We start from the raw sequence: 20,383 nt of genomic DNA on the forward strand, positions 1-20,383 counted from the left end.
GGTACGGCGGTCTGGGATTTGGAGGGGCTCATGTCTGATCTTCCCCGGAAAGCGGTCACCCGTACCGCCAAGCTGGCCGCCCTGCCTCTGGGCTTCGCCGGCCGGGCGACGTGGGGTCTGGGCAAGCGGATCGGCGGGAGATCGGCGGAGCTGGTCGCCCGGGAGGTCCAGCAACGCACCGCGGACCAGTTGTTCCGCGTTCTGGGTGAGTTGAAGGGAGGGGCGATGAAGCTCGGCCAGGCGCTGTCCGTCTTCGAGTCGGCCCTGCCGGAGGAGGTCGCCGGACCGTACCGGGCGGCCCTCACCAAACTGCAGGAAGCCGCGCCCCCGATGCCCAGTGACACCGTGCACACGGTGCTGGCGGAGCGGCTCGGGGAGGACTGGCGGGAGCTGTTCCTCGCGTTCGACGACAAGCCGTCGGCCGCCGCCTCGATCGGCCAGGTGCACCGGGCGGTGTGGCACGACGGGCGGGCCGTGGCGGTGAAGGTGCAGTATCCGGGTGCCGGGGAGGCGCTGCTCTCGGATCTGACCCAGCTCAGCAGATTCGCCCGTCTGCTCGGTCCGCTGATCCCCGGGATGGACATCAAGCCCCTGATCACGGAGTTGCGCGACCGCGTCTCGGAGGAGCTGGACTACGAGCAGGAGGCCCGTTCGCAGGGGGACCACGCCGAGGAGTTCGCGGACGATCCCGATGTGGTGATCCCCGGCGTGGTGCACCGGTCGGACCAGGTGCTGGTGACGGAGTGGATGGAAGGCGTCCCGCTCGCCGATGTGATCGCCGACGGTACGCCGGAGCAGCGGGACCGGGCCGGACAGTTGTTGGCGCGCTTCCTCTTCTCGGGGCCGGCGCGCACCGGTCTGCTGCACGCGGACCCGCACCCGGGCAATTTCCGGCTGCTGCCGCCGGAGGACCGAGGAGCGGTGGAAGGAACAGAGGAAGGAGAAGAGGGCTCGGGATCGGGGGGCGGAGAGGCGGTCGACCGGACCGGCGAGTGGCGGCTCGGGGTACTGGACTTCGGAACGGTCGACCGGCTTCCGGGCGGCCTGCCGGAGATCATCGGGGAATCCCTGCGGCTGACGCTGTCGGGCGAGGCGGAAGCGGTATACGAACTGCTGCGGGGGGAGGGCTTCGTCAAGGAGACGATCGATCTCGACCCCGACGCGGTGCTGGACTACCTCCTGCCGATCATCGAGCCGGCGCAGGTGGAGGAGTTCACGTTCACCCGGAGCTGGATGCGCAACCAGGCGGCGCGGATCGCCGATCCCCGCTCCCCCGCCCACCAGTTGGGCAAGCAGCTGAATCTGCCGCCCGCGTATCTGCTGATACACCGGGTGACGCTGAGCACGATCGGGGTGCTGTGCCAGTTGAACGCGACGGTGCGGCTGCGCGACGAGCTCGAAGCCTGGCTGCCGGGCTTCCTGCCGCAGGACGAACCGGATACGGACGGGGTGGCCGGGGACGGACCCGCCGAGAGCGGGCCGGCCGACGGTGGACCGGAGGAGAGCCGGATGGGTGCGGACGTGCCGGAGCCGAGCGGGAAGGGGCTCGTGGTGCAGGAGCTGGCGGGCGACGCACCGTCAGGGGCATAGCGGGCGGGCCGGTCGACGGGCACGGGGGCAGGGGGCGGGGCCGCCGCGGTGGGCCGTCACCACCAGTCGGAGTCGAGGCGGCCCTCGATCGCCCTGATGTGGGTGCGGGCGCACGTGTCGCAGAAGTACTGGCGTCCGCCGTTCTTCACGGAACAGAGCCAGGTCGGCGGTACGGCCTCGCCCTCGGCCGAGGTGCCGCACAGGGCGCAGACGACGGGAGCGTCGTCGTCCGGCTCGGGCTCCTGGGTCCGGTGCGGCTTCTCCTCGTCCATCTCGTGACGATAACGCCGTCCTCGGCATGTCGCGCGGTGTCGTCCGGCGCCACCGCACAGCACGACCGCGGGGCCGGTCCGTCCGGACCGGCCCCGCGGAAGGGGTACTGCTTGTCGGGTTCGCGTACCGTTCCGGGGCGCGAATCCCTGCCGGGCAGAGAGCGGCTGCCCGGCGGTGAGGTGGCCGGCGCAGGGCGCGGCCGGTGCCTGGCTAGTGCATGACTGCCATGGCCAGTGCCCGGCGGGCACGCATCGAGGCGCGCTCGGCCCGGCGCTGCATCCGGCGCGCGTTGACCAGGCGCACGGCCTGTCGTTGCGAGTCGGCCTCCTGCAGGCGCTCGTGCATATGGGCACGGGCCAGGGCTTCTGGGATGAGTTGCATGGCGCGGGTCCTGTTCTGACGCGAGTCGTTCGCGCCGGTGATCGTGACGTTCGGTGTTGCGGAGCCGACGGGCTCGTGGGTGGGGACGGACATTTCTGCCTGATTTCGGGGATCGTGGGTGTGGGGACGGTCGATGGTGCCGATGCGTTGGGGGGCCGTGACCCCCAGTCCGGCGATCACGCCGCGACCGGGTTCTTGCGCGGACGGCCACGCGGCCGCTTCCGGGCGACGACGACGCCCTGGATGAAGAGCTCACCGCCCCAGACACCCCACGGCTCGCGGCGCTCCTTGGCGCCCGCGAGGCAGGCTTCGACGAGCGGGCAGGTACGGCAGAGGGACTTGGCGTACTCGACGTCGGCGGGCGACTCCGCGAAGAAGACCTCCGGGTCGTAGGAGCGGCACGGGACGGGCACGCCGAGGTTCTCGATGGCGTCGTCGAGCGCGGTGAGCGCGGTGAGGGGGGCGAGGGGGGTCAAGGTGGAGTCCTCCGTGAGGCCGGGCGGCGGGAGCGTGTCGGAAGTCGGTACGGACGGGGCGTGCGTTTCGAGTTGCACGGTGGGTGGTGTCCTCGTCTGGTCGTTCCGGCCTGTTGGCCGAGTGGCGGCTGGTACCGGGTGGTGCTTGTCCCGAGGCCCCTTCGCGTTGTCTCGTCCGTTGGGACAAAACAAAAGGGCCGCGGATCCCGAGTGGGGTTCCGCGGCCCTGAAGGCGCCGGCCTGATGATGCATCAGGCTGGATGACTCCAGGGTTCAGGCCCACGGAAGGCCCACATCGTGTGGTGCTGCTTCATCTGCTGATCGGCGCCGGCTTCAGCTCCCGCACCGACGGCGGCAAAGGCATAGGCCTGGGCCTGTCCCTTCGCTACTGCTGCTGCCGGTGCCAGAGCCGGTCGCTCATTGCGCTCCTGCGCCGGGAGGCTCGCCGGGGACAGCGGACGGACGGCAGGAATGCCGGACAGACCGGTGCCACGGAGCGAGGACTCGGAAGAGCAGGCGAGGCCGAGCGAGCAGGCGGAGACGACCGAAAGATCGGTCATTTTGTTGGTCTCGATGATGCTGATCACTTCAATCGCCTCCTCTCGGCGTCTCGGGCGGACCGGCGGGCCGGTCCTACGTATTCGGATAAGTACAGCACGGACCCAAGGCTTCCGAGAAGCCGTTGTTTCCGTGGTTAAGAACCTATGGTGATGACTGGTGCGGGCGCAAACTATTTTTCCGACGAGTTTTCCTCACTCCTCGCCGGTGTCCTCGCCGAGCGCTTCCTCCACCGTCCCACCTGCGCAGATGGCCAGAACGGCGGTTCCGAACCGGCCCAGCTTCCGCGCGCCGACCCCGGCGATCACCGCCAGCTCGCCCGCGCTGCCCGGTACGGCCTCGGCGATCGCCATCAGCGTCTTGTCCGTGAACACGCAGTACGCGGGCTGCCCGATCTCCCGGGCCCTGGCCGCGCGCCAGTCGCGCAGCCGCTCGTACAGGGCCTCGTCCATGTCGGAGGGGCAGTCCTCGCAGCGCATCAGCTTCATCTCTCCGGCGTCGGTGAGGGTCCTGCCGCAGACCCGGCACCGGGCGGGGCCCCGGCGGCCCCGTCTGGCGGCGGCCGGTCCCGCGCCCCGTTCGATCCCGCCGCCGACCGCGCCACGCGCGCTGCGGGTGCCGAGCGGGCCGGAGCCCGGGCGCAGGCCGCTGAGGAAGCGGCTCGGGCGCCGCCCGGCACGGCCGCCGGGAGAGCGGGCGAGCGACCACGACAGCGTCAGATGGAGCCGGGCCCGGGTGATGCCGACGTAGAGGAGCCGGCGCTCCTCCTCGACCTGCTCGTCGGTCCTGGCGTACGCGATCGGCATCATGCCCTCGGTCAGCCCGACCAGGAACACCGCGTCCCACTCCAGGCCCTTCGCGGAGTGGAGGGAGGCGAGGGTGACGCCCTGGATCGTCGGGGCGTGCTGGGCGGCGGCCCGTTCGTCGAGCTCCGCCACCAGATCGGAGAGGGTCGCGCCGGGCCTGGCCCGTTCGAAGTCCTCGGCGAGGCGGACCAGGGCGGCCAGGGACTCCCAGCGGTCGCGCACCGCGCCGGAGCCCGCGGGGGGCTCCGAGGTCCATCCCTTGGTGGAGAGCACCGCGCGCACCTCCGCGGGGAGGCCCTCGGCGTCGTCGAGCAGGGAGTCGTTGCCTCCGGCGCGGGCGGCGCCGCGCAGGGCGACGCCCGCCTCCCGGACCTCGGCCCGTTCGAAGAAGCGCTCAGCGCCCCGGAGCTGGTAGGGCACACCGGCGTCGGACAGGGCCTGCTCGTAGATCTCGGACTGCGAGTTGACCCGGTAGAGCACGGCGATCTCGCCGGCCGGGACGCCCGCGGCGATCAGGTCGCGGATGCGGCGGGCGGTGCCCTCGGCCTCCGAGGGCTCGTCCGCGTACTCCGTGTAGGCGGGCTCGGGGCCGGGGTCGCGCTGCGAGACCAGTTCGAGCCGGTGCTCGGCGGCGCGGCCCCGGGCCTGGCCGAGCAGCCCGTTGGCCAGGTGGACGACCTGGGGGGTGGAGCGGTAGTCGCGGACCAGCTTGACCACCGTGGCCCTCGGGTGGCGGGTGCGGAAGTTCAGCAGGTGCTCGGGGGTGGCGCCGGTGAAGGAGTAGATCGTCTGGCTGGCGTCGCCGACGACGCAGAGGCTGTCCCGGTCGCCGAGCCAGAGGTCGAGCAGCCGCTGCTGGAGCGGGCTGACGTCCTGGTACTCGTCGACGACGAAGTGCTGGTACTGGCGGCGGACGTGGTCGGCGATGTCGTGGCGGTCCTGGAGGATGGCGACCGTGAGAAGCAGAACGTCCTCGAAGTCGATCACCGAGCGGTCGCGCTTCAGCTCCTCGTACGTGGCGTAGATCTGGGCGATCTCCGCCGGGTCGCGGGGGGCGTCGCGCTGGGTCTTGGCGACCACGGCCGGGTAGTCGGCGGGGACGGTCTGGGTGACCTTGGACCATTCGATCTCGCTGGTGACGTCCCGCAGCTCGTTGCGGTCGAGGCGGATGCGGCAGCGGGCCGCCGCCTCGGCGACCAGCTGGACCTTGCGCTCCAGCAGCCGGGGCAGCTCGCCGCCGACCGCCTTCGGCCAGAAGTACTGGAGCTGGCGCAGGGCGGCGGAATGGAACGTACGCGCCTGGACACCGCCCGCGCCGAGCTGGCGGAGCCGACCGCGCATCTCGCCGGCGGCCCGGTTGGTGAACGTGACGGCCAGCACGCTGCTCGGCTGGAGAATCCCGGCGCGCACCCCGTAGGCGATGCGGTGGGTGATCGCACGCGTCTTGCCCGTACCGGCTCCGGCCAGCACGCACACCGGGCCGTGCAGGGCCGTGGCGACCTCTCGCTGCTCGGGGTCCAGGCCGTCGAGCACGGCGTCGGCCGACTCGGGGACCTGGGGGAAGAGGGAGGAATGCGTTGCTGCTGTCACTCCGCCCATGCTGCCAGGTCGGCGGGGAGGGGCGCGGTGGGTCGTCCACAGGCGGGCCGTATTCGTCGTACCGGTCCCGGCGGGGAATGGTGGTCGCCCTGTGTACGTTGCCCTTCCGTGCGGTGACGCACGGTCCGGCTTCTCCGTGACGGACTTCTCCGTGTGACGGACGGGACGGGCGAGATGGACGAGACGACCATGCGAGAACAGAGGAGCGCGAAGACATGTCGGGCACTGTGACGATGTACAGCACCACGTGGTGCGGCTACTGCCGTCGGCTGAAGAGCCAGATGGACCGTGAGGGCATCGCCTACAACGAGATCAACATCGAGCAGGACCCGGAGTCCGCCGCCTTCGTGGAGAAGGCCAACGGCGGCAACCAGACCGTTCCCACCGTCCTGGTCGTCGGCGCGACCGGCGCCGAGGCCGTCATGACGAACCCGTCGCTGGCGCAGGTGAAGCAGGCGCTCGCCGCCTGATCCGCGTACCGGCGCGCCCCACGCCCCTTCCGGTGCCGTGCTCGGCCGGAGGGGGCGTCGGCATGTCCCGCGGGCGGGTCAGCCGAGGCTGCCGGGCTTCGGGAGCGGCTTGCCGTACCAGAGCTCGATCAGCCGCGCCGCGATGGAGATGCCGTACGGGGGCATGACCTCGCCGGACTCGAAGGCGGCGGTCAGGTCCTCGCGGGAGAACCAGCGGGCCTCCTCGATCTCCTCGCCGTCGACGTTGATCTCGGAGCTGGTGGCGCGGGCCATGAAGCCGAGCATCAGGCTGGACGGGAAGGGCCAGGGCTGGCTGGCGACGTACTCGACCTCGCCGACCGTGACGCCCGCCTCCTCGAAGACCTCGCGGGCCACCGACTGCTCGATCGACTCGCCGGGTTCGACGAAGCCCGCGAGCGTCGAGAAGCGGCCCTCGGGCCAGTGCACCTGGCGGCCGAGCAGGGCGCGGTCCTGTTCGTCCGTCACGAGCATGATCACCGCGGGGTCGGTGCGCGGGTAGTGCTCGGCGCCGCAGGCCGGGCAGCGGCGGATGTGGCCGGCCGCCGCGATGACCGTGCGCTCGCCGCAGCGGGAGCAGAAGCGGTGCAGGCGCTGCCAGTTCTCCAGGGCGACCGCGTGCACCATCAGGCTCGCGTCGCGCGGGCCGAGGAGCAGGCCCGCCTCGCGCAGTCCGGCCGGGCGGGCCGGCTGGTCCATGCGGCCGGGCAGGGAGTCCTTCTGGAGCGCGAAGTAGCTGACGCCGTTCTCGTCGGTGCCGAGGAAATAGCGGTGGGTCTCGGTGAGCGGGGCCTCGAAGGCCGGGGTCATGACGATCTCCGTGGAGCCGTCGGCCGAGTCGTCGATCAGCACCTGGCCGCCGGAGACGACGAACACACGGGTGGTCGGGTGGCTCCACGCGGCGGACAGCCAGGCCTCGTCGAGGCGGTGGTGGGCGGCGCGGTCGATGCCGCTGGGCGCGGTCAGGCCGATGGGCCGGACCGCGGCGGCGTTGTCGAAGGTGCTCACAGGTGCTTCCTACTCCCCCGGGGTGGAATCGGGTGTTCAGGACTCAGCGGAGTGCGGCGGCCAGCTCGCCCCACAGGTACGCGGCCGTCTCCACGCCCTTGAGGAGGAGGTCCAGCTCGACCTTCTCGTTGGGGGCGTGCCAGCCGTCCGACGGTACGGAGATGCCCAGGAAGAGGACGGGGGCGCCGAGCACGTCCTGGAGGTCGGCGGCGGGCCCCGAGCCTCCCTCGCGGGTGAAGAGGACCTTCTGGCCGAAGGCCCGTCCCATGGCGCGGGCCACCGCCTGGAGGGCGGGGTGGTCGAGCGGGGTCAGGCAGGGGCGGGTGGCGGGGGCGAAGGTGATCCGGTGGGCGATGCCGGCCGGGACGCGCTCCTCGGCCCAGGCCCGGACCGCCTGCTGGACGTGGTCGGGATCCTGGCCCGCGACGAGCCGGAAGCTGATCTTGACCAGGGCGGAGGACGGGATGATCGTCTTGCTGCCGTCGCCCTGGTAGCCGCCGCCGATGCCGTTGACCTCGGCGGTGGGGCGGGCCCAGACGCGCTCCAGGGTGGAGTATCCGGCCTCGCCGGACGCGGCGCGGGACTTGGCGGTGCGCAGCCAGGCCGCCTCGTCGAAGGGCAGCTCGGCGAAGAGCGCCCGCTCGGTGTCGGTGAGTCCGGTCACCCCGTCGTAGAAGCCGGGGATCGCGACCCGGCCGTCCGCGTCGTGCAGCGCGGCGACCAGCCGGGCGACGGCGGTCGCCGGGTTGGGGACCGCGCCGCCGAACGAGCCGGAGTGGATGTCCTGCTCCGGGCCGTCCAGGACGATCTCGCACTCGGCGAGGCCGCGCATGCCGGTGCAGACCGTGGGGGTCGTCTCGTTCCACATGCCGGTGTCGGAGACGATCACGGCGTCGGTGGCGAGGCGGGCGGCCCGCTCCTCGACCAGGGCGCGGAAGTGCGGCGAGCCGGACTCCTCCTCGCCCTCGATCAGGAGCTTGAGGTGGACGGCGGGGGTGGTGCGGCCGGTGGCGGCGAGATGGGCCCGGACGCCGAGCGTGTGGAAGAACACCTGCCCCTTGTCGTCGGCGGCGCCCCGCCCGTACATCCGGCCGTCGCGGATCACCGGCTCGAACGGGTCGGTGTCCCAGCCGTCCTCGCGGGCGGCGGGCTGCACGTCGTGGTGGCCGTAGACCAGGACGGTCGGGGCGTCCGGGTCGTCGGAGGGCCACTCCGCGAAGACCGCGGGGGCGCCGGGTGTCTCCCAGATCTCCACGGCCGGGAAGCCGGTCTCCTCAAGCTTGGCGGACAGCCACTCGGCGCTGCGTCGTACGTCCCCGTCGTGGACCGGCTGGGCGGACACGGACGGGATGCGCAGCCAGTCGGCGAGGTCGTCGAGGAAGGCGGCGCGATGCTGCTGGGTGTACGTACGGACGGCGCTGTCCGGGGTGTCGCTCATGGCCACGAGCCTAGTGCCTCCCCCGACGGGGTCCGTTCCGCGCAGGGGTGTCCGGGGCCGCGGCCCGCTCCGGGCCGTACGGCTGTCGGCGGGGCCCCTCCTCCAGTTGAATGGCTCCGCCGAACGGTTCCGGGGACGGTGCCCGGCAGCGAAGGGGGAGAGCGGTTCAGGTGGGGGAACGCCGCCGCGTCGGCGCACCGGTGAGGCGGCGGCCTGGGTCTCGGCGATCACGGCGGTGGCCGGTCTGCTGCTGGCGGTGTTCGGGATTCCGCTCGTCGGCGGCTCCCCGGTCAACCGGGGCGTCGCCGGCCGCGCGGACGCCCCGGCGGCGTCGCGGTCGCCCGCGCCATCGCAGGGGTCGCCGGAGTCACAGAAGTCTCAGGAGTCGCCTGAATCACAGGGCTCACCGGAACCGCGGTCGTCACCGCCCCCGGCCGTGCCCGAGGGGTGGCACCGGGTCCGGGAGGCCGGTCTCACGGTCGCCTTCGCCGTACCGGACGGCTGGACCCGGACGAGGCGGAACGCCATCCAGAGCAACTGGGCCTCCCCGGGCGGCACCCATGAGACGAGCGTGAAACGGGACACGTCGTACGGGGCGACCGCCGAGGCGGCCGCGGAAGGGCAGCTCGCCTGGTACCGCGACACCGCGAAGTCGTCGATGGCCGGGCTCACGGCGGTCCGCCACACCACCCGGCAGAACGGCCGCGCGGCCCTCTGGCTGGAGATCGACCACCACTGGGCGGGCCAGAGCCGGGCCCGCAAGCGCGTCGAGGTGTTCGTCCCGGGCACGGCGGGCCGGGTCTACCAGCTCCTCGTCGACACCACCGCGACCACCGGCGACCTCGCCGTGCGGCGGCGGCTCTTCGCGACCGCGCGCGGGCAGCTCCTGCTCGACCGGGGCTGAGCCGGCCGCGCGGGCCGACTCAGCCGCGCGGGGGCGGCTCGTCCAGCAGGATCCGCTCCAGCTCGGCCCGGCCCGGGAGGCGGGTGGGGCGGGCGATCTCCCCCGTGCGCACGTAGAGGAACGTGGCGGTGACGTCGGTCAGCGGCAGCCCGTGCAGCTCGGCCCAGGCCAGGCGGTAGACCGCGAGCTGGAGTGGGTCGGCGGTGTGGGCGCGGGTGGTCTTCCAGTCGACGATCTCGTACGTGTCCCCGGTGCGGTAGACGGCGTCGATGCGGCCCCGGACCACCCGCCCGGCCAGGGTGATCTGGAACGGCGCCTCGACTCGGTACGGGGTGCGGCGGGCGTACGGGGTGCGCTCGAACGCCTCCTTGAGCGCGGCGAGGTCGCGTTCGTCGGCGATCTCGGCGTCGGTCCCGTCCCCGCCGGGCAGCTCGTCGGGGCCGAGCATCGGCAGCGGCAGCTCCTCGAAGCGGGACTCCACCCAGGCGTGGAACCGGGTGCCCCGGCGGGCGGCCGGCTGCGGCGGCCTCGGCATGGGGCGGGCCAGCTCCTGGGCGAAGCCGTCGGGGTCGTCGGCGAGGCGCAGCAGCTGCGTGGCGGAGAGCGAGGCCGGTACGACCACGTCGCGCACGGTGGCGCGGGCGCGGCGCAGCTCCTCGGCGAGGGCGTCGAGGTCGCGGTCCCAGGAGGCGAGGGTGCGGGCCTCCTGGGGGGTGAGGCGGTGCGACCCGGCGGGGCCGGGGGCGGCCGTGGGCCCGGGCTCGGGGGTGCGGGCCGCCGGGACGCGCGGGGCGGGCGGGGGCTGCGTGGGCAGGGCGTCCCAGTCGTCGGCGTACCGCTCCTCGTCGAACTCGGGGGGCTCCTCGTCGGGGAAGGGCGCCTCGTCGTCCCCGAAGGGTGACGGGGTGTCGGGGAAGGGCGCCTCGTCGTCCTCGAACGGGGGCGCGTCGCGCGGGACCGGCTGCCGGTCGCCGCCCGGGAACGGCTCCGCCGGCCCTCCCGCGCCCGCCCCGGCCAGGGCGTCCAGATGGGCCGTCACCGCGGCCGCCGCGGCCCTGCGCCGGGTCAGCGCGAGGTCGTCCAGCGGCAGCGGCCACGCCTGGTCGGCGGTCTCCTCGCCGAGGGCCGGGTTCTCCGCGTCCTCGGCCGGTTCGTCGGCCCAGACCTCGATCTCGCCGTACCCGGCCGCGCAGTGCTCGTACAGCGCGTGCAGGAAGGGGGACGGGCCGCGCGGCTTCTTCTGGGACGGGCCCCACCAGTGGCCGGAGCCGAGCAGCAGGCTGCGGGGCCGGGTGAAGGTGACGTACCCCAGCCGGAGCTCCTCGGTGTGCTGGTGCTCCTTCATCTCCTCCTTGAACGCCTTGAGGCCCTTGGCGTCCCAGGTGCGGACGTCGGGGAGCGTCGCCCGGTCGCCGCGCAGGGCGTGCGGGAGGACCTGGGCCTGGGCGGTCCAGGCGTCGCGGGACTGGCCGCTGGGGAACTGTCCGCCGACCAGCCCGGGCACGGCGACGACGTCCCACTCCAGGCCCTTGGACTTGTGGGCGGTGAGCACCTTGACGGTTTTCTCGCCGCCGGGCAGGGCGTTGTCCAGGCCCTTCTCGTACTGGACGGCGGTGCGCAGGAACCCGAGGAAGGCGAGGAGGGTGGCGTCGCCCTCGACGGCGGAGAACCGGGCCGCGACGTCCAGGAAGTTGCCGAGGGTCTCCCTGCGGCGGGCGGCCAGCGCCTGCGGGGAGGCGGACAGCTCGACCTCCAGGCCGGTGGCGGCGAGCACCCGGTGCAGCACGTCCATCAGCGGGTCGGCCAGGGAGCGGCGCAGCTCGCGCAGCTCGGCGGCGAGCCGGGCGAAGCGGATCCGGGCCTCGGCGGAGAACGGAAGGCCGTCGTCCGCCTCGCCGCCCGCTTCGAGGAAGGTGTCCAGCGCGTCGGCGAGCGAGATCACCTCGGCCGGGTCGACCCCCTCGACGGCCTCGGCGAGGCGGCGGTCGGGGTCGGCGGCGTCGTCGTCGGCGTGGGCCGCGCGGTGCACGAGGAGCCGGGCACGGCGGCCGAGCAGCGCCAGGTCGCGCGGGCCGATCCGCCAGCGGGGGCCGGTGAGCAGCCGGACCAGGGCGGCGTTGGCGCCGGGGTCCTGGAGGACCTCGCAGACGGCGACGAGATCGGCGACCTCGGGCAGGTGCAGCAGTCCGGACAGCCCGACGACCTCGACCGGGACGTCCCGCGCCACCAGGGCGGCCTGGATCCGGGGGAAGTCGCCCGCGGTACGGCACAGGACGGCGATCTCGCCGGGCTCCCTGCCGGTCCGTACGAGGTGGGCGATGGAGTCGGCGAGCCAGTCGATCTCCTCGGCGTGGGTGGACAGCAGGGCGCAGCGGACGGTGCCGTCGCGCTCGGCGCCGGGGGCGGGGCGCAGCGCCTCGACGCCCTCGTGCATGGCGCGCAGCGGTGCGGCGAGGCCGTTGGCGAGGTGCAGGAGGCGGCCGCCGCTGCGGCGGTTCTCGCTGAGCGAGTGACGGGTGGCGGGGGTGCCGTCGGCGTGCGGGAAGTGGTGCGGGAAGTCGTCGAGGTTGGCGACGGAGGCGCCGCGCCAGCCGTAGATCGCCTGGCAGGGGTCGCCGACGGCGGTGACGGCGTGGCCGGTCACGCCCGCGGGACCGCTCCCGAAGAGGGCGGAGAGCAGCAGCCGCTGGGCGACGGAGGTGTCCTGGTACTCGTCGAGGAGCACGACGCGGAACTCGTCGCGCAGGATCGTGCCGACCTCGGGGCGGGTGAGGGCCAGCTCGGCGGAGAGCGCGATCTGGTCGCCGAAGTCGAGGAGGTCGCGGCTCCGCTTGGCGTCGCGGTAGCGCCGGGTCAGCTGGAGCAGCTCCCGGCGGGCCTCGGCGGTCTCGGGGATCCGGCGCAGCTCGGCGTTGCTGAGCCGGGCCGAGGCGAGCGTGTCCAGCAGGTCGGTGTCGTACTCCGCGAGCTGTTCGGGGCGTACGAGGTGCTCGGCCAGCTCGGCGTCCAGGGCCAGCAGATCGCTGACGAGGCTGGGGAACGACCTGGTCAGGGCCGGGTACGGGCCGGGGGCCTCGCGCAGCACCCGGGCGGCGAGCTGGTAGCGGGTGGCGTCGGCGAGGAGGCGGGTGGTCGGTTCGAGCCCGATGCGCAGCCCGTGCTCGGTGAGGAGCCGGCCGGCGAAGGCGTGGTACGTGGAGATGCTGGGCTCGCCCGGGGGGTGGTCCGGATCGATGGCTTCCGGATCGGTGACCCCGGCGGCGATCAGGGCCTTGCGGACGCGCTCGGCGAGTTCGGCGGCCGCCTTGTTGGTGAAGGTGAGCCCGAGGACCTGCTCGGGGGCGACCTGGCCGGTGCCCACCAGCCACACCACACGGGCCGCCATGACCGTGGTCTTCCCCGAACCGGCTCCGGCCACGATCACCTGCGGGGCGGGCGGCGCGGTGATGCAGGCCGTCTGCTCCGGGGTGAACGGAATCCCCAGGAGCTCCTTGAGCTGCTCGGGATCGGTGATACGCGGGGACACCCCAGAAAGGCTAACCGGCCCCACCGACAACCGGCGGCGCCGAGGACCGCAGCCCCTCCCCCCTCACTCCACGACGTGGCGGCCCTCCGGCTGGGCGCTGCACGAGGCGCGGAAGGCGCAGTGCGTGCAGTGCTGGCCGGTCGTGGGGGTGAAGCGCTCGTCCAGGACCCGGCCCGCGGCGGTGGCCAGCAGCTCGGGCACCCACTCCCGGGCGAGGGGTTCCTGCGCCTGCACCTTGGGCAGGGTCTCGCCGCCCTCCTTCTTGGGGGCGGGCTGGCGGAGCTGAACGAGTTCGGCGCCGCCCGGCTCGGGGCGGCGGCCGTCGAACACCTCGTCGACCGCACCCTCCCGGACGGCCAGCTGGTAAACGGCGAGCTGGGGGTGGCGGGCGACCTCGTCCCTGGTCGGGGCCTGTTTGCCGGTCTTGAAGTCGACGACGTAGGCGCGGCCGTCGGCGTCCTGCTCGACCCGGTCCATGGAGCCCCGGATCCGTACCTCGTACTCCCCCGCCTCCAGGGTCACGTCGAAGTCGTGCTCGCTGGCGACGGCGGTGCGCCCGGCGCGGTCCATGACGTGCCAGCGCAGGAAGCGTTCGAGGGCGGCCCGGGCCTGCTCCTTCTCCTGCCCGGACTTCCAGGGGGCGTCGAAGACGAGCCCGTCCCAGACCGAGTCCAGCCGCTCCATCAGGACGGCGAGGTCGGCGGGGGTGCGCCCGGAGGCCACCTCGTCGGCCAGCACGTGGACGACGTTGCCGAAGCCCTGGGCGGCCGTCGCCGGGGCGTCCGCCTTGACCTCGCGGCCGAGGAACCACTGGAGCGCGCAGGTGCGGGCGAGCTGGTCGAGGGCGCTGCCGGAGAGGGCCACGGGCCGGTCCCGGTCGCGGAGCGGGACGGCGGAGCGGGTCGGTTCGTACAGGCCCCACCAGCGGTGGGGGTGGGCGGCGGGGACGAGCGGCAGCCCGTCGTCGTCGGTGAGCGCGGCGAGCCGGGCCAGGCGGCGGGCGGCCTCCTCGCGCAGGGCGTCGGAGGCGGCGGGGTCGACGGTGGTGGCGCGGAGTTCGGCGACGAGCGCGGCGACGGCGAGCGGGCGGCGCGGGCGGCCGGTGACGTCGCGGGGTTCGGCGCCCAGCTCGGTGAGGAAGCGGGACGGCTGGTCGCCGTCGTCGGCGGGGGCCTTCACGGCGGTGACGACGAGCCGTTCACGGGCGCGGGTGGCCGCGACGTAGAAGAGCCGGCGCTCCTCGGCGAGGAGGGCGCCGGGGGTGAGCGGTTCGGCCAGGCCGTCGCGGCCGATCCGGTCCGCCTCCAGCAGCGAGCCGCGGCGGCGCAGGTCCGGCCAGAGCCCTTCCTGTACGCCCGCGACGACGACGAGCCGCCACTCCAGGCCCTTGGAGCGGTGCGCGGTCATCAGCCGTACGGCGTCGGGGCGGACCAGGCGCCGGGAGAGGGTGTCGGCGGCGATGTCCTGGGCGTCGACCTCCTCCAGGAAGTTGAGCGCGCCGCGTCCTCCGGTGCGCTCCTCGGCGCGGGCCGCGGTGTCGAAGAGGGCGCAGACGGCGTCGAGGTCGCGGTCGGCGTTGCGGCCGGCCGCGCCGCCGCGCAGGGCGGCGCGCTCCAGCCGGCCCGGCCACGGGGTGCCGGACCACAGGGCCCACAGGGCCTCCTCCGCGGTGCCGCCGCCTTCGAGCAGCTCGCGCGCCTTGCGCAGGAGCGCGCCGAGCCGCTGGGCGCCGCGGGCGTACGCCGGATCGTGCGTGACGAGCTGTTCGGGCTCGGCGAGCGCGCGGGCCAGCAGGTCCCCGGAGGGCGCGGGGACGCGGACGCCCGCGGCGCGCTCCTCGTCGCGCAGGGCCCGGCCGAGGCGGCGCAGGTCGGCCGCGTCCATGGCGCCGAGCGGGGAGCCGAGCAGGGTCAGCGCGGTCTCGGTGTCGAGCCAGGGGGCTTCGGCCGGGGTGGCGGGGGGCTCGGGCTCGGTCCCGGCTTCCGGATCGGTCACGTCCCCGGCTTCCGGCCTCGGCTCCCTTACGGCGGCTCCGGCTCCGGCTTCGGGCTCGACCCCGGGCTCGGGCTCGACCCCGGGCCCAGGCCCGGCATCGGCATCGGCATCGGCATCGAGCCCAGGCTCTGCCCCGGCCTCTCCTCCGGTCTCTTCCCCGCGCCCCTCCTCCGCGCCCGGCGCGCCCTTGCGCACCGCCGCCATGGCGACCGCGCGCAGGGCGGTGAGCAGCGGGGCCACCGCGGGTTCGTGGCGGAGCGGGAGGTCGTCGCCGTCGACCTCCAGGGGGACGCCCGCCGAGGTCAGGGCCCGGCGCAGCGAGGGGATCGTGCGGCCGCCGGCCCGGACCAGTACGGCCATCTCGCGCCACGGGACGCCGTCCTCCAGATGGGCGCGGCGCAGCAGGTCGGCGATGTTGTCCAGCTCGGTGGAGGCGGTCGGGTAGGTGTACGCCTCCACGGTGCCGCCCTCGCGGACCGCGGCCAGCTCGCGGTGGGCGCGGACCTTCTCCGCGGGCAGCCGGGTCAGCGGCATCCGGCGGGTGAGCAGCCGGGTGGCGGCCAGCAGCTGCCCGGCCGAGCGCCGTGAGGTGGTGAGCACGCCGACCGGGGCGGGGGCACCGTCCGCCCGCCGGAAGGTCTCGGGGAAGTCCAGGATGCCGTTCACGTCGGCGCCCCGGAAGGCGTAGATCGACTGGTCCGGGTCGCCGAAGGCGATCAGGTCCCGACCGCCCCCGGCACCCGGGGCGCTCCCCCGGTTCCCGGCCAGCGCGTGCAGCAGCCGCACCTGCGCCGGGTCGGTGTCCTGGTACTCGTCGACGAAGACCGCGTCGTACGCTCCGGCGAGCACCGCCGACACCTCGGGCCGCTCCGCGAGCAGCACCGCCCGGTGCACCAGCTCCGCGTAGTCCAGCACCCCCTGCGCGTCCAGCACGTCCAGGTACTCGGCGAGGAACCCGGCGGCGGCGCCCCAGTCCGGCCGGCCGGTGCGGCGGGCGAAGGCGGCCAGCGCGTCCGGCCCGAGGCCCAGCTCGCGGCTGCGGGCCAGCACCGCGCGCACCTCGTCGGCGAAGCCCCGCGTGGTCAGACAGGCCCGCAGCTCGTCGGGCCAGCGGATGTGCGGGAAGCCGTCCCGCTCCAGCTCGAGCTGGCCGGCGAGGAGCTCGCGCACGGTGACGTCCTGCTCCGGTCCGGAGAGCAGCCGCATCGGTTCGGCGAAGAGGTCGGCGTCCTGGTGGGCGCGGACCAGGGCGTAGCAGAACGAGTGGAACGTCGTCGCCTGCGGGCCGCGTGCGGCGCCGAGGCGGGCGGCCATCCGGTCGCGCAGTTCGACGGCGGCCTTGCGGCTGAAGGTGAGCACCAGGACGCGCGCCGGGTCGGCGCCCCGGGCGATGCGCGCGGCGACCGCCTCGACCAGCGTGGTCGTCTTGCCCGTGCCCGGTCCGGCGAGCACCAGCAGCGGACCGCCGGGGTGGTCAACCACCGCGCGCTGTGCCGCGTCCAGAACAGGAGGGTCCACCGAGCCCGGCGGGGTACGCACCAGCCGGTACGCGCCCGCGGCCCGCTGCCGTGCCGGGCGGTGCGGACTGTGCCGGGTGGTGGAGGAGGAGCTCACGTGGATCGCCGGTCCTGATGGGTGTGCCGATGCCGAGGGTGCCAGGGGTGTCAGGGGTGTCAGGGGTGTCGAAGGTGTCAGGGGTGTCAGGGGTTTTGAGGGTGCCGAGGTTTTCGAAGGGGCCGCAGGGGCCCCGGGGCCGAGAGTGTCGAAGGGGTCCGGGGTGCCGAGTCCGGGGTGCGCGCGGTACGTACCGCGAACCTACGAAGCTACGCCAGTGACGGCACGATCCGGGCCGCCCGCGATGCGTCCCTCGCCACATTCCGCGATGCCCGGCACCCCGTACGGCCCCGGTACCGCCCGCCGCGCCGCCGGATGGCGGAAGCTGTCAGGTGTGAGCACCTCGGCCCTCGTCCCGGTCCGCGCCGCCGTCCCCGGTGGTGCCGTCCCACCGCGCCCGTCGCATGTCAAGACGCGGAAGGTGGCCCTCCGCTGCCCGCGGGGCCTCGCGCAGCGGAGTGCCCTCCGCGCGGTAGTGGTCCAGCGCCCGCAGCTCGTGGCCGGGCAGCAGCGACCCGTCCGCGCGCACCACGCGCCACCAGGGCACCGTGGCCCCGTACAGCGTCATGACCCGGCCGACCTGGCGCGGGCCGCCCTCGCCGAGCCACTCGGCGACGTCCCCGTAGGTCATGACCCGGCCGGGCGGGACCAGCTCGACGGCGTCGAGCACCCGCTCCGCGTACTCCGGCAGTTCGTGGACCGGCCCCTCGCCGCCCGCTCGCTGTTGGCTCATCCGCCCCATCCTGCCGTACGCCACCGACATCCCGGCCCGGTCCGCGCGCACCCGGTCATCAGGTGTGCGGGCGGCCGCGAAGGGGCGTATGTTGCGCTTCGCGCATCGGTGCGGCGCACCCTGGCGCCGCCCTCCGCCGCCGGGCCGTGCCACCATCGTGCGGACGGTGACCGGTGATACGAGAACACGAAGACCCATCAGAGGCGACGAAGGAGCAGGGCGTGCAGCCACCGAAGGCGGCCAACGCCCCTGACACCGAGCCGCGACCGGACATTCCAGACACCATGGGCCCGGACGCCCCCGGCGCGGCCGGATCGACGCTGTCGACCGTCGCCGAGGAGCAGGCCGAGCGCGTCTCCGGGGACGAGCCGCTGCTGCCCGCCCGGGTGCACCGCCCCTCCGACCTCATGCGGCTGCTCATCGGGGTGCTGGCCATCGCGGTGCTGTTCGCCGTCGCCGCCTTCGCCCACGGCACCACCACCGGCCTCGAACAGGACATCACCAAGGGCACGGGCCAGGCGCCCGACCTCCTGATCAAGATGGCGGGTCTGGTCTCCAGCATCGCCGTCCTGCTCGTCCCGGTCGTCTTCGCCATCGAGCGGCTGATCAAACGCGACGGGCTGCGGATCGCCGACGGGGTGCTCGCCGCCGTGCTGGCCCACGGCGTCACGCTCGCCGCCGATCTCTGGGTCGCCCGGTCCGCCCCCGGCACCATCCAGGACGCCCTGACCCAGCCGCAGCCGGGGGACGCGCTCAGCGACCCGGTGCACGGCTACCTCGCCCCGGTGATCGCGTACATGACGGCGGTCGGGATGGCGAGACGGCCGCGCTGGCGGGTCGTGCTGTGGGTGGTGCTGCTGCTCGACGCCTTCGCGATGCTGGTCGGCGGCTACACCACCCCGTTCTCGATCGTCCTCACCGTGCTGATCGGCTGGACCGTGGCGTACGGCACGCTGTACGCGGTCGGCTCGCCGAACGTCCGGCCGACCGGCCAGCACCTGATGGCCGGTCTGCGCCGTGTCGGCTTCCGCCCGGTCAGCGCGATGCGCGCCGACGAGGCGCTCGACTCGGGCGACCAGAACGACCGGGGGCGCCGCTATCTGGTCCCCCTGGAGGACGGGCCGCCGCTGGACGTGACGGTCGTCGACCGCGAACAGCAGGCCCAGGGCTTCTTCTACCGGGTGTGGCGGCGGCTCACCCTGCGCGGCATCACCGAGCGCCGCTCCATCCAGTCGCTGCGCCAGGCCCTGGAGCAGGAGGCGCTGCTCGCCTACGCGGCGATCGCCGCCGGGGCCAACGCGCCCAAGCTGATCGCCACCTCCGAGCTCGGGCCGGACGCCGTGATGCTGGTGTACGAGCACATCGGCGGCCGTTCGCTGGACGCCCTGGAGGACGCGGAGATCACCGACGAGCTGCTGCACGGGGCCTGGCGGCAGGTGAAGGCGCTCCAGTCGCGCCGGATCGCGCACCGCGGGCTCACCGGCGACGCCATCCTGGTGGATCGTTCCGGCGCGGTGTTCGTCACCGATCTGCGCGGCGGCGAGATCGCGGCCGGTGATCTGCTGCTGCGGATGGACGTCGCCCAGCTGCTCACCACGACCGGTCTGCGGGTCGGTGCGGAGCGGGCCGTCGCCGGGGCGCTGGAGGTCCTCGGCCCGGACGCCGTCGCGGACTGTCTGCCGCTGCTCCAGCCGATCGCGCTGAGCCGCTCCACCCGGGCGGCGCTGCGCCGGCTCGCCCGGGAGCGTTCGCAGCGGGAACGCGAGGCGGTGCTGGCGGCCTCGGACGCGGCGAAGCGGGCGCGGGCCCAGGAGCACGCCGCCCAGTCCGCCGCCCCGGACGGTGAGGCGACCGGCGCCGACCGCCGGGCGGACCGCAAGGCCGACCGCAGGGCGCTGCGCGACCACAAGCAGGCCGAGAAGCGTGCCCTGGACGACGCCCTCGAAGAGGCCCGCGAGGAGGATCTGCTCACCCAGATGCGGCGCCAGGTGCTGCTGATCCGCCCGCAGGCGCCGGTCGAGCCGGTGCGGCTGGAGCGGATCAAGCCCCGCACCCTGGTCAGCTGCATCGCCGGGGCGATCGCCGCGTACTTCCTCATCTCGCAGATCACCCAGCCGGACTTCGGCGCGGTGGCCGAGCAGGCGGAGTGGGGGTGGGTGGCGGCGGCGGTCGGCTTCTCGGCGCTCACCTACGTCGCGGCGGCGATGAGCCTCCTGGGCTTCGTGCCGGAGCGGGTGCCGTTCGGGAAGACGGTGCTGGCGCAGGTCGCCGGGTCGTTCGTGAAGATCGTCGCCCCGGCCGCGGTCGGCGGCGTCGCGCTGAACACCCGGTTCCTGCAACGCGCCGGGGTGCGCCCCGGACTCGCCGTGGCCAGCGTCGGCGCCTCGCAGCTGTTCGGCCTCGGCGCCCACATCCTGCTGCTGGCCGCCTTCGGCTATCTGACCGGCACCGAGAAGACCCCGTCGTCGCTCACCCCGTCCAGGACGGTCATCGCCGGACTGCTGACGATCGCCGTGCTGGTGCTGGTGGTGACGGCCGTCCCGTTCCTGCGGAAGTTCGTGGTGACCCGGGTGCGGTCGCTGTTCGCCGGGGTGGTGCCGCGCATGCTCGACGTGGTGCAGCGGCCGCAGAAGCTGCTGACCGGCATCGGCGGGATGCTGCTGCTGACCGGCCTGTTCGTGATGTGCCTGGACGCCTCGGTGCGGGCGTTCAGCGGTCCGGACGTCCCGCATCTGAGCTACGCCAGCATCGCGGTGGTCTTCCTCGCGGGCAACGCCCTCGGTTCGGCGGCGCCCACCCCGGGCGGAATGGGCGCGGTGGAGGGCGCGCTGACGCTCGGTCTGATCGCGGTCGGCCTACCGAAGGAGGTCGCGGCGCCCGCCGTGCTGCTGTACCGGCTGCTGACGCTCTGGCTGCCGGTGCTGCCCGGCTGGCTCTGCTTCAACCACCTGACCCGCCGGGGCGAGCTCTGACACCCCCTCACCACCCGCCCCC

At 74.0% G+C, this 20,383-nt stretch carries 14 protein-coding genes; 4 read left to right on the forward strand and 10 right to left on the reverse strand.

Going from position 1 to position 20,383, the window contains the following annotated elements; all coding sequences use genetic code 11:
* Positions 1-30 precede the first annotated feature (30 nt).
* On the forward strand, positions 31-1,590 hold the full coding sequence (locus ACWC97_RS06170) for an ABC1 kinase family protein (RefSeq protein ID WP_450647709.1): 1,560 nt from the start codon (positions 31-33) through the stop codon (positions 1,588-1,590).
* A gap of 56 nt (positions 1,591-1,646) precedes the next feature.
* Here the strand turns inward: ACWC97_RS06170 and ACWC97_RS06175 are convergent, their stop codons facing one another.
* From ACWC97_RS06175 to ACWC97_RS06195, 5 genes are all read right to left on the reverse strand, one after another.
* Positions 1,647-1,862 carry a hypothetical protein gene (locus ACWC97_RS06175; protein WP_450647711.1) on the reverse strand — a complete coding sequence of 72 codons (216 nt, stop codon included), beginning with the start codon at positions 1,860-1,862 and terminating at the stop codon, positions 1,647-1,649.
* Between the two features lie 211 nt (positions 1,863-2,073).
* Positions 2,074-2,424 (reverse strand): hypothetical protein, encoded by a 351-nt coding sequence (locus ACWC97_RS06180; protein ID WP_352278331.1) that lies wholly within the window; start codon positions 2,422-2,424, stop codon positions 2,074-2,076.
* A complete protein-coding gene (locus ACWC97_RS06185) occupies positions 2,421-2,798 on the reverse strand; it encodes a WhiB family transcriptional regulator (RefSeq protein WP_385217866.1) in 378 nt (125 codons plus the stop codon). The genes ACWC97_RS06180 and ACWC97_RS06185 overlap by 4 nt, the downstream gene beginning before the upstream one ends.
* A 173-nt stretch (positions 2,799-2,971) precedes the next feature.
* Entirely contained in the window at positions 2,972-3,307 is a 336-nt protein-coding gene (locus tag ACWC97_RS06190; RefSeq protein ID WP_352278328.1) for a hypothetical protein, read from the reverse strand.
* Positions 3,308-3,472: 165 nt separating this feature from the next.
* Positions 3,473-5,674, reverse strand: a complete 2,202-nt coding sequence (locus ACWC97_RS06195) for an ATP-dependent DNA helicase UvrD2 (protein ID WP_450647714.1) — start codon at positions 5,672-5,674, stop codon at positions 3,473-3,475.
* Positions 5,675-5,898: 224 nt separating this feature from the next.
* Here ACWC97_RS06195 and ACWC97_RS06200 point away from each other — a divergent pair, with 224 nt between their 5' ends.
* Positions 5,899-6,153 carry a mycoredoxin gene (locus ACWC97_RS06200; protein ID WP_352278325.1) on the forward strand — a complete coding sequence of 85 codons (255 nt, stop codon included), beginning with the start codon at positions 5,899-5,901 and terminating at the stop codon, positions 6,151-6,153.
* 78 nt (positions 6,154-6,231) lie between these two features.
* On the opposite strand, the gene nudC is transcribed toward ACWC97_RS06200, so the two are convergent.
* On the reverse strand, positions 6,232-7,179 hold the full coding sequence (nudC, locus tag ACWC97_RS06205) for an NAD(+) diphosphatase (protein ID WP_366292975.1): 948 nt from the start codon (positions 7,177-7,179) through the stop codon (positions 6,232-6,234).
* 43 nt (positions 7,180-7,222) lie between these two features.
* The gene (locus ACWC97_RS06210; RefSeq protein WP_450647717.1) at positions 7,223-8,617 is read right to left on the reverse strand and encodes a dipeptidase; all 1,395 of its coding nucleotides are present in this window, start codon (positions 8,615-8,617) and stop codon (positions 7,223-7,225) included.
* A 436-nt stretch (positions 8,618-9,053) separates the two neighbouring features.
* On the opposite strand from ACWC97_RS06210, the gene ACWC97_RS06215 reads away from it, so the two are divergent.
* Positions 9,054-9,521, forward strand: coding sequence for a hypothetical protein (locus ACWC97_RS06215; RefSeq protein ID WP_450647719.1), 468 nt, complete (start codon positions 9,054-9,056; stop codon positions 9,519-9,521).
* A gap of 19 nt (positions 9,522-9,540) precedes the next feature.
* Here the strand turns inward: ACWC97_RS06215 and ACWC97_RS06220 are convergent, their stop codons facing one another.
* From ACWC97_RS06220 to ACWC97_RS06230, 3 genes are all read right to left on the reverse strand, one after another.
* Positions 9,541-13,047 carry a UvrD-helicase domain-containing protein gene (locus tag ACWC97_RS06220; protein WP_450647721.1) on the reverse strand — a complete coding sequence of 1,169 codons (3,507 nt, stop codon included), beginning with the start codon at positions 13,045-13,047 and terminating at the stop codon, positions 9,541-9,543.
* A 63-nt stretch (positions 13,048-13,110) separates the two neighbouring features.
* Positions 13,111-16,656: a UvrD-helicase domain-containing protein gene (locus ACWC97_RS06225; RefSeq protein WP_450647723.1), complete on the reverse strand. Its 3,546-nt coding sequence runs from the start codon at positions 16,654-16,656 to the stop codon at positions 13,111-13,113.
* Between the two features lie 328 nt (positions 16,657-16,984).
* Positions 16,985-17,389, reverse strand: a complete 405-nt coding sequence (locus ACWC97_RS06230) for an MGMT family protein (protein WP_352278316.1) — start codon at positions 17,387-17,389, stop codon at positions 16,985-16,987.
* Between the two features lie 221 nt (positions 17,390-17,610).
* Here ACWC97_RS06230 and ACWC97_RS06235 point away from each other — a divergent pair, with 221 nt between their 5' ends.
* On the forward strand, positions 17,611-20,361 hold the full coding sequence (locus ACWC97_RS06235) for a lysylphosphatidylglycerol synthase transmembrane domain-containing protein (RefSeq protein WP_450647725.1): 2,751 nt from the start codon (positions 17,611-17,613) through the stop codon (positions 20,359-20,361).
* The last annotated feature ends 22 nt before the right edge of the window (positions 20,362-20,383 follow it).

This window comes from Streptomyces sp. NPDC001108 (assembly GCF_053598535.1).